The 14,036-nt window shown below is 53.0% G+C and carries 15 protein-coding genes; 10 read left to right on the top strand and 5 right to left on the bottom strand.

Annotated elements, in window-relative coordinates; translation table 11 throughout:
- The first annotated feature begins 9 nt into the window (after window positions 1-9).
- The 4 genes from ABJM21_RS01560 (at window position 10) to ABJM21_RS01545 (ending at window position 2,015) form a co-directional block, all read left to right on the top strand.
- Window positions 10-435: a LuxR C-terminal-related transcriptional regulator gene (locus ABJM21_RS01560; protein ID WP_348303214.1), complete on the top strand. Its 426-nt coding sequence runs from the start codon at window positions 10-12 to the stop codon at window positions 433-435.
- A gap of 94 nt (window positions 436-529) precedes the next feature.
- Window positions 530-1,066 (top strand): DUF4199 domain-containing protein, encoded by a 537-nt coding sequence (locus ABJM21_RS01555; protein ID WP_348303216.1) that lies wholly within the window; start codon window positions 530-532, stop codon window positions 1,064-1,066.
- 32 nt (window positions 1,067-1,098) lie between these two features.
- On the top strand, window positions 1,099-1,473 hold the full coding sequence (locus ABJM21_RS01550; RefSeq protein ID WP_348303218.1) for a VOC family protein: 375 nt from the start codon (window positions 1,099-1,101) through the stop codon (window positions 1,471-1,473).
- Window positions 1,474-1,643: 170 nt separating this feature from the next.
- Window positions 1,644-2,015, top strand: a complete 372-nt coding sequence (locus ABJM21_RS01545; protein WP_348376550.1) for a DUF1304 domain-containing protein — start codon at window positions 1,644-1,646, stop codon at window positions 2,013-2,015.
- A gap of 33 nt (window positions 2,016-2,048) precedes the next feature.
- Here ABJM21_RS01545 and ABJM21_RS01540 read toward each other — a convergent pair whose 3' ends face one another.
- Window positions 2,049-2,711 (bottom strand): MBL fold metallo-hydrolase, encoded by a 663-nt coding sequence (locus ABJM21_RS01540; RefSeq protein ID WP_348303221.1) that lies wholly within the window; start codon window positions 2,709-2,711, stop codon window positions 2,049-2,051.
- A 428-nt stretch (window positions 2,712-3,139) separates the two neighbouring features.
- Between ABJM21_RS01540 and ABJM21_RS01535 the strand changes: the two genes are divergently transcribed.
- Complete coding sequence (locus ABJM21_RS01535) at window positions 3,140-3,724, top strand: hypothetical protein (protein ID WP_348303223.1); 585 nt, start codon at window positions 3,140-3,142, stop codon at window positions 3,722-3,724.
- Between the two features lie 73 nt (window positions 3,725-3,797).
- Here ABJM21_RS01535 and ABJM21_RS01530 read toward each other — a convergent pair whose 3' ends face one another.
- The 4 genes from ABJM21_RS01530 to ABJM21_RS01515 form a co-directional block, all read right to left on the bottom strand.
- Window positions 3,798-4,256 (bottom strand): hypothetical protein, encoded by a 459-nt coding sequence (locus tag ABJM21_RS01530; protein ID WP_348303225.1) that lies wholly within the window; start codon window positions 4,254-4,256, stop codon window positions 3,798-3,800.
- Between the two features lie 317 nt (window positions 4,257-4,573).
- Entirely contained in the window at window positions 4,574-7,798 is a 3,225-nt protein-coding gene (locus ABJM21_RS01525) for an error-prone DNA polymerase (protein ID WP_348303226.1), read from the bottom strand.
- Entirely contained in the window at window positions 7,795-9,351 is a 1,557-nt protein-coding gene (locus ABJM21_RS01520; protein ID WP_348303228.1) for a DNA polymerase Y family protein, read from the bottom strand. The genes ABJM21_RS01525 and ABJM21_RS01520 overlap by 4 nt, the downstream gene beginning before the upstream one ends.
- A complete protein-coding gene (locus ABJM21_RS01515; protein WP_348303230.1) occupies window positions 9,251-10,069 on the bottom strand; it encodes a hypothetical protein in 819 nt (272 codons plus the stop codon). Before ABJM21_RS01515 ends, ABJM21_RS01520 begins: the two co-directional genes overlap by 101 nt.
- Before the next feature lie 167 nt (window positions 10,070-10,236).
- Between ABJM21_RS01515 and ABJM21_RS01510 the strand changes: the two genes are divergently transcribed.
- The 5 genes from ABJM21_RS01510 to ABJM21_RS01490 all read left to right on the top strand — a co-directional run bounded on the left by ABJM21_RS01510 (window position 10,237) and on the right by ABJM21_RS01490 (window position 14,034).
- The gene (locus ABJM21_RS01510; RefSeq protein WP_348303232.1) at window positions 10,237-10,695 is read left to right on the top strand and encodes an ABA4-like family protein; all 459 of its coding nucleotides are present in this window, start codon (window positions 10,237-10,239) and stop codon (window positions 10,693-10,695) included.
- Between the two features lie 71 nt (window positions 10,696-10,766).
- Window positions 10,767-11,687, top strand: a complete 921-nt coding sequence (locus ABJM21_RS01505; RefSeq protein ID WP_348303234.1) for a DnaJ C-terminal domain-containing protein — start codon at window positions 10,767-10,769, stop codon at window positions 11,685-11,687.
- Between the two features lie 18 nt (window positions 11,688-11,705).
- Window positions 11,706-12,650: a YihY/virulence factor BrkB family protein gene (locus tag ABJM21_RS01500; RefSeq protein ID WP_348303236.1), complete on the top strand. Its 945-nt coding sequence runs from the start codon at window positions 11,706-11,708 to the stop codon at window positions 12,648-12,650.
- 80 nt (window positions 12,651-12,730) lie between these two features.
- On the top strand, window positions 12,731-13,534 hold the full coding sequence (fabI, locus tag ABJM21_RS01495; RefSeq protein ID WP_348303237.1) for an enoyl-ACP reductase FabI: 804 nt from the start codon (window positions 12,731-12,733) through the stop codon (window positions 13,532-13,534).
- On the top strand, window positions 13,534-14,034 hold the full coding sequence (locus tag ABJM21_RS01490; RefSeq protein WP_348303239.1) for an N-acetyltransferase: 501 nt from the start codon (window positions 13,534-13,536) through the stop codon (window positions 14,032-14,034). Before fabI ends, ABJM21_RS01490 begins: the two co-directional genes overlap by 1 nt.
- The last annotated feature ends 2 nt before the right edge of the window (window positions 14,035-14,036 follow it).

Below are 14,036 nucleotides of genomic sequence, written 5' to 3'. Positions count from 1 at the left end.
TGACTGTGGATGAGAAAACCTGTTTTCAAAACGATAATTTTATACGCTCTTGCCTTGGCACTGGCGGCCTTTGTCCTGCAATGGCTGGAATATAGGTTTTTCCTCAAAACTATTCCAACCGATATCTATATTGTTCTGCTCGCCCTTATTTTCGTGTCGCTTGGTATCTGGGTTGGACACCGATTGACCGCCCGCACGACCAGCACATCATTTGAACGCAATGATCCGGCTTTGAGATCACTCGGCATCTCAAGCCGGGAATTGGAAGTGCTGGAGGCTTTGGCAACGGGGCAATCCAACAAAGAAATTGCGCGTAGTCTTGGCATCTCGCCCAACACTATCAAAACCCATATCGCCCATCTGTTCGAGAAACTGTCGGTCGATCGGCGTGTATTGGCGATTGAAAAAGCCAAATCATTGCACCTGATTCCCTAATATTCTCGGGTGATTTTGTTCCAATCACCCATCAGGGTGATATTCTCAGAGGGGTTTTTGCGTCATAACCTTCTCATAACGGGAGGAAGTTTTCATGATCAAATTCAAAATCGCGATAATCTACGGCCTCATATCCGGAGCAATTGTTATCGGCACAATGATGATCGGACTGCTCTCCAGCGGAGGACAGGGTTTCTTCGCATCAGAATATTTCGGTTATCTGATGATGCTGATTGCCCTGTCTATGATTTTTGTTGGCATCAAACGCTACCGCGATCTCGAATTAGGCGGGGTCATCAAATTCCTGCCGGCGCTGGGATTTGGCCTTGCGATCGCTACAATTGCCGCAATGGTCTATGTATGCGTCTGGGAAATCTACCTGTTCAATACCGATTATGTGTTCATTGAAGAATATACATCGACAATGGTCGAGGCGAAAAAAGCCGAAGGGCTTAGCGGCGCCGCTCTGGATCAGCTGGTTGTCGAGATGGAGGATATGAAAGCCAATTATGCCAAGCCCTATATCCGCCTGCCAATGACCTTCCTGGAGATTTTTCCGGTTGGCCTGATCATATCCCTGCTTTCAGCTGGTCTTTTGCGCAATCCCAAACTCTTGCCCGCAAAAAACTGATCCCAGCGCCATTTCAACGAAAGGAATTATCTATGCAATTAGGCGCTTTCTCGATCAGCCTGTCAGTCAAGGATCTGGAGGCGTCGGAGCAATTTTACCAAAAGCTCGGCTTTGCATCCTTTGGCGGCGACAAAAGCCAGAACTGGTTGATCCTGAAAAATGGCGACACGGTAATTGGGCTGTTTCAGGACATGTTTCCAACCAACATCCTCACCTTCAACCCTGGATGGAATAGCGATGCAGAGCCCCTGGAGAACTTTACTGATATTCGAGACCTCCAAAAGGCATTGAAAGAAAAGGGCGTGGAACTTGCGACCGAAGCGGATGCCGATGGAAGCGGCCCCGCGAGCTTGACGGTCCTTGATCCCGACGGCAATGCGATCCTGATTGATCAACATGTCGGCTAATCCTGTGCCAATGGTACGTGGAGGCGGCGAAACGAACCAGCTTGAACCGGCAAGGATCGTATCTTTGCAGCGGATCACCAGAACAAAGACCCAAGTGCCGTTTAACAAACACCATTAAAGCTGCTAGCCTTCACCGTCATAAGGAGAGCAGGTAAATGAACAGAATTGCAATGCTATTGGTCGGCCTGATTGCCGCGCTCCATCTCTATATCGCGTGGTTTGAAATATTTGCTTGGACAACACGAGGGCCCCAGGTTTTTTCGACCTTTCCAGTGGATTTATTCGAACCGACAAAATCCATGGCGGCAAATCAGGGTTTGTATAATGCATTCTTGGCCATCGGACTGCTATGGTCGCTGTTTATCAGGAACGCCGAATGGCGGTTCAAGGTAGCTACTTGCTTCTTGCTGTTTGTTGCCGCTGCCGGGATTTTTGGAGCGGTTACGGTGTCGCAGAGAATCATGTTCGTGCAGACAGTTCCCGCCATCATCGCGCTGATATTTGTTTATCTCGGCTACCGACAAAGCTCGCGGGCGGCATAACCGGTATATGAATAGGGGCTAGCGAACTGGCCTTTATCGCGCAGCTAGCACATCATCCGCGACAAAAGCATTGGTCTTGCGTTCATAACCAAATTGGCTGGTCGGACCATGGCCAGGGATGAAGGTAACATCATCGCCCAGCGGCCAGAGCTTTTGCGTTATCGCATCAATCAAATCCTGATGATTGCCGCGTGGAAAATCAGTGCGGCCAATTGAACCTTGAAAAATCACGTCACCGACAACGGCGAGTTTCGAAGGTTGATGATAGAAAATCACATGTCCCGGCGTGTGACCAGGGCAATGGATGACATCGAGCACCAGATCGCCCACCGTGACCTGATCGCCGTCATTCAACCACCGGTCGGGTTCAAAACTTTTCGCCTCCATCCCGTATCGCGCACCGTCGCCGTCCAGCTGTTCGATCCAGAATAAATCGTCTTTATGTGGCCCCTCTATCGGTAGCCCCAATTCTTCCGCCAGCATACCAGCCTGCCCGCAATGATCGAGATGGCCGTGCGTAATGATGATCTTCTCCAGATCCACACCATGTTCCGCCACCGCAGCCTTGAGCCGCGAGAGATCTCCCCCGGGGTCGCTCAACGCCGCTTTATTGGTTTTGGTGCACCATAGAAGCGTGCAATTTTGCTGGAGCGGCGTAACCGGAATGATCACGGCCTTTAAAGGTGCATCTGTCATAATGGTTATTTGGCGGCGAAGCGGCGAAGTTGCAAGGCCAGATACACTTTCATATCTTCACTGCTCAAACCAACATCGATATTCTCCGATTAATAAACTCAGGAGTCCAATGATCAAAGGCGGTAGCTCCACTTTCGATCCGGTACCACTCTCTCAAACAGTTTCGCTGTGACTGCTGCGTAAGCGACCATATTGGACAATGCATATTGCAAGGTGGTAAGTTGGCTTCGAGTGAAACGAATGTCATCAGCGCATTTGTTAATCGGAGGGGGAATTCATTGCGTTCAAGACGGCCCTACTTGTTCTTCGCAATCATGGGCCTGTTATTTCTAGCAGTTTCGGTGGCGGGGTTCGGCCCGTCTTTTCTCTTTCCGCTCTTGAGTGGAAATTTTGATTTCCCGCCTGCCGTTTTCGTTCATGCTATCATTATGTTCGGCTGGCTTGGACTGTTCATAGTGCAGGCTGTGCTTGCCAGTGGTGGACCGAGCCGGTTGCACAAATATTTCGGAACCGCATCCCTCATATTGTTCCTATTGATCATGGCTTCCGGCGTCACGCTCTCTGTTGCCAACTTTCTGCAAGACTTGCCGCAACCGATTGAGGCGCGTCTGGACAGCATCTTTTTCCTGCAATTGTGGACTTTCGTTCTGATACCATTATTCTATTGGCTTGGTTATCGCGAACGGCGGCGTGCTCCACAGGAACATATGCGCTATATGCTGCTGCTTACGTTTTTTCTTGTCGAAGCAGCGGCCAGCCGGATAACCTTCCTGCCGGGATTGGTGGACGATGCGACCTTTATATACGCGCAGTACATATATCTCGACCTGATGTTGATCCCGCTATTTATTTATGACTGGAAGCAACTGGGGAGAATATCTCCAGCCACCTTAATCGGCTGCGGTATTTTACTCTTCTATCAATTCACTGCGATGGTAATGTGGGACAACGAGCAATGGCTGAAAGTGGCCGATGCTCTAGATCGCTGGCTTGGCGCTTACTGGCCACTATAACCTTGCATCGTGGGGTATGGAAATTTTCGCTATTCAGTGTTTTTGGCGACCTTCCAGATGACTATTCGTCTACCTATTCGGGCAGAGCGATCACGTGAGCGATCATACGGGTGTCTTCAAAAACGGCAGTATCTTCAACATTGATTCCGTCTTCCACAAAGACGAAATCAAACACGCGGTCTTGATCAACATCGCTGTGTAACATGACCAAAAATTTATCGCCGGCATCAGCGGGGTGCTGAATTTTCATTGTTACATTCTTGGTCTGACCCGGGTTCAGATAGGAGAAACCAGAGACGATATCACCGTCCGGACGGCCATCGATGACCGGGTGAAGAACCAGCCAACCCGCCTTTTCAATCGTGACCTCAGGAAAATTGATCGTCGTGGTGTTTGCGCGCAAGGTCGATACGCTCATTCCGTCGACGCGAACTTCGGAAACGATGGATTTTTCATTTTGGCGGGTTAAGCCTTCAACCTGGATCGCATTGGCCGCTCCATTACCCATCGTAATTTGCGATTTCTGGCTCATTTCCTCCGCTGATGCGATTCCAGAAAAGAGCGCTAGTGATATTGTAAATGATAGTGCACGTTTGATGTACATGACCGGGGCCTCTCCTGTTCCTTCAGGCGTATATCATCCTGTTGAGAATAATTCATTTATTAATCGGTTTTGTGAGCAACACAATAGTCACGCAGGCCAGCTTCAAATATTACAAGAGATTTCTGATATCTGCTTTCGGGATATACCAGTCACAACGCTAGTGTCTGCTTTGGGTGCAAAACGGACGTTAATTTCCAAACTGACCCACTACCAAAAGGTTGGTCACTTCAGCCCAGCAATCATTCTCAATGAAAATCGCGTGATCCCGGCAAAATGCGGACATTACGTGGGTGGCCGCGATTGGCGGCGACTGCGGGTTCAGTATCGCTGGCTTTGATACCAGGTCTGGCCGCAGCAACCCGGTCGAGACGATCGGTATAATCCTGCACATGACTGGCGATGATATGGATCACGCCTTCTTTGCTTTTCTGTACCTCCCCGCGGACCTTCATCAGGCGCGCTGCCATTATCGGGCGGCGATAGCGTTCGAATAGGCGTGCCCAGATGAGGATATTTGCAATCCCCGTTTCATCTTCCAGCGTCACAAAAATCGCATTGCCTTTGCCGGGGCGCTGACGGATTAACACGATGCCTGCAACTTCTGCGATTGATCCGTTTTTGGCATGGGCAACATCAGCGCAGCACAACACTTTCTGGCGATGGAAGGCTTCCCGTAAAAATTCCATCGGATGGCCTTTCAGCGACAGGCGCGTTGTCTGGTAATCCGTAATCACATGTTCACGCCGGGTCATGTCGGGAAGCTGTGCGTCCTCCTCCTGAGCCAGTTCTCTTGCATCGGCCGCAGCGAATAATGGCAGCGTCCCGCTGGGCGTGCGGCGGACCTCCCATAGCGCCTGCCTGCGGTCCAATCCGATCGACCGGCACGCATCCGCATCGGCCAGCAATTGCATGGCGCGTTGCGGCAATTTCGCCCCATGGGACAGCTCTTCAATCGATGCAAAAGGTCGGCAAGCGATCATCTGCTCGGCCCATGCCTCCCGGAAACCATCAATTTGCCGCAAGCCCAAACGCACCGCGTGGCTACCATCACGGCTCGCTTCCAATATATTATCCCATTGGCTGTGGTTAATATCGATGCTGCGCACCTCGACATCATGTTCCCGTGCATCGCGGATGATTTGTGCGGGCGCATAAAAGCCCATTGGCTGTGAATTGAGCAAAGCGGCGGCGAAAACGGCGGGATGGTGACATTTGATCCACGAGGATATGTAGACGAGAATTGCAAAAGACTGGGCATGGCTCTCCGGAAAGCCATAGCTGCCAAATCCCTGTATCTGGTTATAGCATCGTTCGGCAAATTCGCGGTCATAGCCGCGTGCGACCATGCCTTCGATCATCTTCGCCTGAAAATGATGGATGGTGCCAACATTGCGAAATGTCGCCATCGCACGGCGCAGCTTGTTAGCATCGGTAGGTGAAAAATCGGCAGCGACAATGGCAAGCTTCATCGCCTGCTCCTGAAACAGCGGCACGCCAAAAGTACGCCCCAACACGCCTCTTAGCTCATCAGGATCATGCGGCGGGGCAGGTGATGGATATTCGGTTTTCTCGACACCGGAACGGCGGCGCAAATAGGGGTGGACCATGTCGCCTTCTATCGGGCCGGGCCGCACAATCGCGACCTGAATGACCAGATCATAAAATTCGCGCGGACGAAGGCGCGGCAACATATTTATCTGCGCCCGGCTTTCCACCTGAAACACGCCGACACTGTCCCCCTCGCACAGCATGTCATAGGTGACGGAATCTTCGGTCGGGACAGTCGCAAGCGCATAATCGCCAAGGCCATATGTCCGCATCATATCAAAACATTTACGGATACAGGTGAGCATGCCGAGCGCCAGGACATCAACCTTCATCAGGCCAAGCGCATCAATATCATTCTTGTCCCATTCGATGAAGGTGCGGTCTTCCATCGCGGCATTATGGATAGGTACGGTTTCGTCGAGCCGGTCCTGCGTCAATACAAAGCCACCCACATGTTGGGACAGATGCCGGGGAAATTCGAGTATCTGCTGCACCAAAGCACCAAGGCGCGCTATTTCCGGACTTTCGGGATCAAGTCCGGTTTCTCCGAAACGCTTATCCGGGTCTTTGGTGGACCAGCTTCCCCAAACAGTGCTGGAAAGGCGGCTGGTAATATCTTCTGACAGACCCAGCGCCTTACCCACTTCCCGAATAGCGCTGCGCGACCGATAATGCACAACCGTGGCCGCGATGGCGGCGCGACTGCGCCCATAGCGGTCATAGATATACTGGATGATTTCCTCCCGGCGCTCATGCTCAAAATCGACATCGATATCGGGCGGTTCCTTGCGCTCTTGCGAAATGAAGCGAGAAAATAACAGGTCATGTTTCATCGGATCAACCGACGTAATGCCAAGCAGATAGCAAACCACACTATTGGCCGCACTGCCGCGGCCTTGGCAGAGTATATCTTTGGACCGCGCATGGCGAACAATATCATGAACCGTCAAAAAATAAGGCGCATATTCAAGCTTATTGATCAGTTCTAATTCTTCGCTCAGTTTGGCCGATAATTTATGAGGAATGCCGTCTGGATGTGCCTTTGCTGCTGCCTCTCGGGTAAGATGCTCCAGCCATCCTTGCGGTGTCCATCCATCTGGTACGGGCTCATCGGGATAATGATAGCTGAGCTCATCAAGCGAGAAATGGATGCCAGACAGAAAGCGCTGTGTTGCCTCTATGGCTTGCGGGCAATCGGCAAATAGCCGCGCCATTTCCTGCGGTGGTTTCAGATGGGATTCGGCATTTTTGGCAAGCAAGCGGCCGGCTTCGCTGATCGTCGTTTTTTCGGATATGCAGGTCAGGATATCGCTCAACGGGCGCTGCTCGGCCGTCGCGAATAAGGGCGCGTTGGTGGCCAGTAAGGGCAAGTCCAGCCGTGCCGCCTCTTGTTGCAATCTCGCAAGATAGCGGCGATCTGCACCATCACGCGGCATTGTCACACCAACCCATAACCGGTCATGTGCGACATTCATCAAAGGCTGCAAAAGCTTTAGTTCACCTTCATCAGCCATGGCGATAAACTGCATGTCCTGATGAAGGTTCAAAAGGTCGCCGAGCATAAGATGGCAGGCGCCTTTCTCCGTGCGCAAGTTACCGATGGAAAGCAGCCGCGTCAGCCGTCCCCAACCTTTGCGGTTTACCGGATAAGCAATGATATCTGGCATCTCGTCCACAAAACACAAGCGCGCGCCGACGATCAGGTGAAAGGGTGGTAGTTCCACGCCTTCTTCGGCCGCATCCTCCCGCACCTGACGCAGCGCCACATGCGCACGCACCACGCCAGCCACGCTGTTTCTGTCGGCAATGCCAAGCCCATTCATGCCCAGCTTTATGGCGTGCAACACCATATCCGCTGGCGCAGAGGCACCTCGCAAAAAGCTGTAATGTGTCGTAGCGACCAGTTCGGCAAAGGCTGTCATGCAAAGCTGCCGTGAATATACCAGTCGGGCTGGGCCTTCTCGGTTCCATATAGCCCGTAACGGAACAGCCAGTATCGCCGCCCTTCGCTATCTTCAACGCGGTAATAATCACGGGTCAGCCCTGCCTTGCCCGGCAAATGCCCTTGCCGCTTGCGCCACCATGTCGACGCAATCCGCTCTGGCCCTTCCGCGCGTGTCACATCATGGGTGATCCGTTTCCATATGAAGCGGCGCGGCGGACCATCCGGCACTTCGGCCATCACCTTGATATGCTGCGGCGGGTCAAACAGGAATAGCGGACGAGTAGGCGGCGCTGCTAATTCCGGCTGATCCCAGATGAAGGATTGTGTGTAATCCAGCGCCGCGCGGGCACGCAGGCCATGTTCGGGAATATAGCTATTGGCCGGCTCAAAGCGCTGCACATCCTGCCGCCCCAGGCGAATGCTCAGTTGGCTGAGCAAAGCCGCTTCATCTGATGCCGCATCGCGCGCACCATGGATATCGGTTTGTACCGCGTTCAGGGATTCCGCACGGGCAATCGACAAGCGTACCAGATCGTAACCAAAGCCTGGATCAAGCGGGTCGTTCAGCTTATCGATCCGTTCATTCAGCAAGCGCCGAAACAGCTTGTCATCACGGGTCGGCGCACCCGTTTCGATCGCCAGGTTGGCAACATGACCATCACAGCGAAATAGTTGCATCCGTATGTTACGCGCGCCCTGCTTTCTTTCTTCCAGCAGCTGCGCAGCCTCGATAAACAGTTCATGCAGGCATAGTAAGGCGCTATCGATATGCCCCATTGGTTCGGCGAAACGCCGTTCGGTAATGATAGCAGATGTTTTACGCTTTGGATTAACAGGGCGATCCTCCTGCCCCAGCAAACGCTCCAGTTTCAACACCAGTTCTGACCCAAAGCGTGCCGCCAGCGGTGCGCGCGGGCGGTCTGTCAAATCTCCGATATGATAAAGCCCGGCGCGTTCCAGCGATCTGTGCGTTCTGTCATTCATATCCAGCGCCGCTACGGGTAACTGCGCCTCGGCTCCCTCTTTCAGGCCAAAGCGGGCAAGCGCCAGCGCTGCATCAACTGTTCCGGCCAAAGCCCACTGCAAAGATAGCCTCGCACCGTCAAAGCGATCTTCCACATCCCGCACCAATATTTGTTCATCGCCAAACAGATGCGCGCAACCCGATATATCAAGGACCAATGATTGCGGCAGATGCACCGCGACCATCGGCGTATAGCGCTCACAAGCCTCGGCAAGCCTTGCGAGTAAATGCGTATCGGCATCTCCATCATGATCAAATATGAGCAATTCAGGCACCCGTGCACGCGCATCTGCCAGGGGCATAGCGATATGCAGCCCCTGCTCTTGTGCTTGCCGGTCAAGCGCTGCCAAGACAAGCGCACCACGTCTTTTCTCCACGAGAGCAAAAGGCCGTCCGCTAGCGGTATCAAGCGCGCCGGCGCTGTTCCTGATAATCCGTTCCGAAGACAGAAACGGCAGGAACAGCGCTAATATCCGGCGCCTGTTCCTCAAATATTCTACTGTCACGATTCCATTCCAATCGGCTTGAAAGCCCCTCTATCCCGCGCCTGTGGCGCAGCAATTTCACATCAAAAACAGGATGACCGGGTGCATTTGCTTCCAAAGGCCGCGATGGCGCAGATGATATTTGCCAGCGGCTATAGGCAGCCGTTGGGAGCGAAGAGAGCGTATCGCGCAACAAGAAAACGGTCACACCGCTTTCTCGTGCAAAAAGAGACAAACGGCGGGTTGCCGTCAGATCCAGGCCGCGCGGATTTTTCCCCGAAAGCGCGAGTATGACTGCCGCAACGGCATGGGAACGCACGGCATCTGCCGCAGTCTTGAGCGCAGCAATTATATTCCCTGCCTGCGCGTATATTATCTGGTTAGGGTCAATGCCCAGCTCAACCAGACCCGGGGGATAGAGCAGGTTTTTACACCGCTGGGACTGTTTCTCATCAACCCATAATATCGGGCTACTTGCCATTTGCCCCGATAGTCTGCAGCGTTCTGCCACAAGCGAACAAAATGCCGATGCACAGGGCATATCCGCTTTGAAAGCGGCTTGCACTTCATGCAGCGCGGCTCTGGGCAGTCCTTGCCGTAACGCATGATCAAAACGCTGGGCACCCAGCAGAATAGTGTCCTCTTTCTTGATATTTTTACCCAAGCGAGACGCAGAGGACAGCGGCAAGGCAGCTGCTCCTCTCAAACTTACTGGGCGTAGAGAATCACTTATGTTCATGTTTTGTTCTATACCCTATCAACCCGCTCTTCTGTCAAGCACCAAGGTCGTAACCCATTGTAACGGAAAGTTTTGACTAAGACTTCTTTCCACGCAACAGCGCTGCAAATAGCCCCACAGCCTTTTTCATGCTAACCCCCTATTCAAAGGATGAGGGGAAACACATCATGAACTGGGAACTTATATTCACAATCACCAATAACTGGGCTTTGTTGATGTGGCTGATATTGGCCTTTGCACCCCGGCGCGAGATTGTGATGAAGGGCATTTTTTATGGTGGGGTCGGCCTGCTATCGCTCACCTATGCCGTGATTATCATACCGCTCATGACCGGTATGATCGGCGGCGGCAGCGGCGGTAGCCCCGACTTTACCACTCTGGCAGGGGTTCAGGCGTTACTGTCCAGCGATGGCGGGGCCACCATTGGCTGGATCCATTATCTTGCCTTTGATCTGTTTGTCGGTATGTGGGTCGCCCGCAATGCGGATCAATACGGATTTGCGCGCTGGATTCAGGTTCCCATATTGTTTTTCGTATTGATGTTGGGGCCATTGGGGCTAGTGCTCTATTTGTTGCTGCGCTTCACGCGTCATAATAGAGTTGCAGATGCCGTAGTACCTCAATAAGACACTGAGTTGAATTAAAGAGTTATAGTTCCAATCTTGAAGAGAGATAAGGAATTGAAAAAGGGCGTATAATGGCAGATCCGTATCAAGCATTGGGCGTAGCCAAAGGCGCCAGCGAAAAGGAAATTAAAAGCGCCTATCGCAAGCTTGCCAAAGAACTGCACCCCGATCGCAATAAAGATAACCCCAAGGCGACGGAGCGGTTCTCCGATGTCACCAAGGCTTATGATCTGCTCCTCGACAAAGATAAACGCGCGCAGTTTGATCGCGGCGAAATTGACGCAGACGGCAATCCTGCGGGATATGGTTTTGGCGGCGGACAAGGCGGCGGATATTCGCGCGGTGCCGGCGGTCAGCAATTTGACTTTGGCAGCGGCGGCTCCGATTTTGGTGACATATTTGACGGGCTCTTTGGCGGCGGCGGGCGCAGTTCAAGCCCCTTTGGTTCTCGCCAGCAAAGCGCCCCTCCGCCCAAAGGCGCCAATGTTTCCTATCGGCTGAAAGTTGAGTTTATCGCTGCGGCGACGCTCGAAAAACAGCGGATCACTCTGGAAGATGGCAAGACCATTGACCTCAGCCTGCCCAAGGGCGTCGAGGAAGGCACGCAAATGCGGCTTGGTGGCAAGGGCCGGCAGGGCCCGGGCGGCAATGGTGATGCGATTGTGACCATCCACATAAACAGCCACCCCTTTTACGAGCGCGACGGTGACAATGTGAAACTGGAACTACCGATCAGCCTGAAAGAAGCGGTTGAAGGTGCCAAGGTCAAGGTGCCGACCGTTGATGGCCCCGTGATGCTTTCAATTCCCGCTGACTCCGATTCCGGTAATACCCTGCGCCTCAAGAATAAGGGCTTTCACAAGAAAACCAGCGGGCGCGGCGATCAGCTGGTGACATTGATGATCGCATTGCCAAAGGATGATGCAAAGCTGGCGGAATTTGTGAAAGACTGGGACAATGGTGAAAACCCGCGCGCTGATATGGGTGTATAATTTTGGCTAAACGGCTTCATGTCTGACTCATCGCCTCTTTCCCCCGAAGCGCGGCACGAAGAACCGTCGCGGCCGGGGCGGAAAAGCGAACGAGCGGCCAAAGCACTGGCAGAAGGCCATTTGCCCCGCCAGATTATTTCGGTCGTCGAGCGAACAGCCGTCGGCGTCTATACAGATGGCTTCACCTTTGCCGGAAATTTTGCCTATCTCGCGCTGTTGGCGGTATTTTCCTTCTTCATCGTTGCCGCCGCGATTGCTGGCAGCATCGGTCAAACCGCCATCGGCATCGATTTTGTCGAAGCGTTTTTGCGCACGGTTCCACCCTCGGTTGCAGGCGCGCTGCACGATCCAATCCAGGATGCGATGGGCGCACGGACCGGCCCCTTGCTCTGGTTCAGTGCCGCCGTTGGCCTATGGACCACCGCCAGCCTGATCGAAACCATCCGCGAAATCCTCCACCGGGCTTATGGCGTAACGGCCCAGCGCGCCTTCTGGGAATATCGCCTGACCTCCATCGGCCTCATCATCCTGTCGGTATTTTTCGCGATGCTGGCACTCAGTGCGCAGTTTGTTGTCGCAGGGATTAGCGAATTTCTTGTGGGCTATTTCCCGAATCTGGAAGAAAGCACCACCTGGTTCTCGCTCTCCAATGTCTTGCCCTTCCTCATCCTTTTCATCACGCTCTATCTGCTCTTCCGCTTGCTCACCCCCCGCCAGTATCGGCCGCGCGCCTATCCGAAGTGGCCAGGCGCGGTGTTCATTAGCGGCTGGTGGTTGCTGATAACCGGTTTGCTACCGTTCTTTCTGAAATATGCCGCTAATTACCAGCTCACTTATGGCAGTCTTGCCGGGGTGATGATCACGCTGATTTTCTTCTATCTGATCGGTCTTGGCATGGTGATTGGATCCGAGCTCAATGCGGCCCTTGCTGACCGGCCGCAGCATGAAGAACCGGACTTATGAGCGGCAAATGATGATTTTCTGGAATATCAGCGGCATGGGCGCTATTGAGAACCAAATTTTACATGCGAAAAGGACTGGCAATGAATGAACTGATGAAAGGCAAACGCGGCCTGATCATGGGCCTGGCGAATAACAAGTCGCTGGCCTGGGGCATTGCAAAAAAACTGGCCGAAGCAGGCGCCGAACTGGCGATCAGCTATCAGGGCGAAGTGATGGCCAAGCGCGTCAAACCGCTGGCCGAAGAACTGGGCTGTGATTTCCTGTTGGATTGCGACGTATCTGACATGGACCAGCTGGATAAAACATTTGCCGAACTGGCCGAGAAATGGCCCACGATTGACTTTGTCGTTCACGCTATCGGGTTCACCAACAAGGAAGCCTTGCGCGGCAAATATTTTGATGTGACACTCGATGATTTCCTCATGACGATGAATATCAGCGTCTACAGCTTTACTGCCGTTGCCAAACGCGCCGCCGCGATGATGAATCCCGGCGGATCGATGCTCACTCTATCCTACTATGGCGCGGAAAAGGTCATTCCGCATTATAACGTCATGGGTGTCGCAAAAGCTGCGCTGGAAACATCGGTCAAATATCTTGCCAATGACGTTGGCCCCGACGGGATCCGAGTGAATGCCATTTCTGCCGGGCCTATCAAGACCTTGGCGGCTTCCGGTATCGGAGATTTCCGCTACATCCTGAAATGGAATGAACTTAACGCCCCGATGCGCCGTAATGTTACCATTGACGATGTCGGATCATCTGCGCTTTATTTCCTCTCTGATCTATCATCCGGCGTCACGGGTGAAACGCATCATGTTGATGCTGGCTATCACACGATCGGAATGAAGCAGGAAGATGCGCCTGATATCGCGCTGGATTGATGCTTTTCAGAGCGGAGAAATCAGGTGACGAAAAACCGATCTTTGCTGTAAACGCGGCGGCCTTTAAGACTGATGCCGAAGCGCGGCTCGTCGATATGTTGCGTAGCGATGGCGATCTCGTCTTTTCCCATGTGGTTGAGGAGAATGGAGCAATAATCGGTCATATCGCGCTAAGCCCGATGGATGCCGTAGCCGAAGACCAACCGATTAAGGCGTTAGGTCTGGGGCCGGTTGCTGTCGCACCGAACCGTCAGCTTGAGGGCATAGGATCGCAGCTTGTCGAAGCCGCCATCAAATGGGCACGGGCACAGAATTGGCAGTTGATCATATTGCTGGGCAACCCGCGTTACTATTCCCGCTTTGGCTTTTCGGTTGAGGACGCAAAGCCATTTGCATCGCCCTTTGCTGGACCGTATTTTCAAGCGCTCTGGCTTGACGAGACGGTCCAAAAGCCGCAGTCAGGGCGAGCAGAATATGCGCCCGCCTTTGGTCGCCTGTAAAA

The organism is Parasphingorhabdus sp., from assembly GCF_039977335.1.
Lineage (GTDB): Bacteria > Pseudomonadota > Alphaproteobacteria > Sphingomonadales > Sphingomonadaceae > Parasphingorhabdus.
Note: the sequence above shows the minus strand (reverse complement) of the source record. Positions and strands in the feature narration are given on the sequence as shown.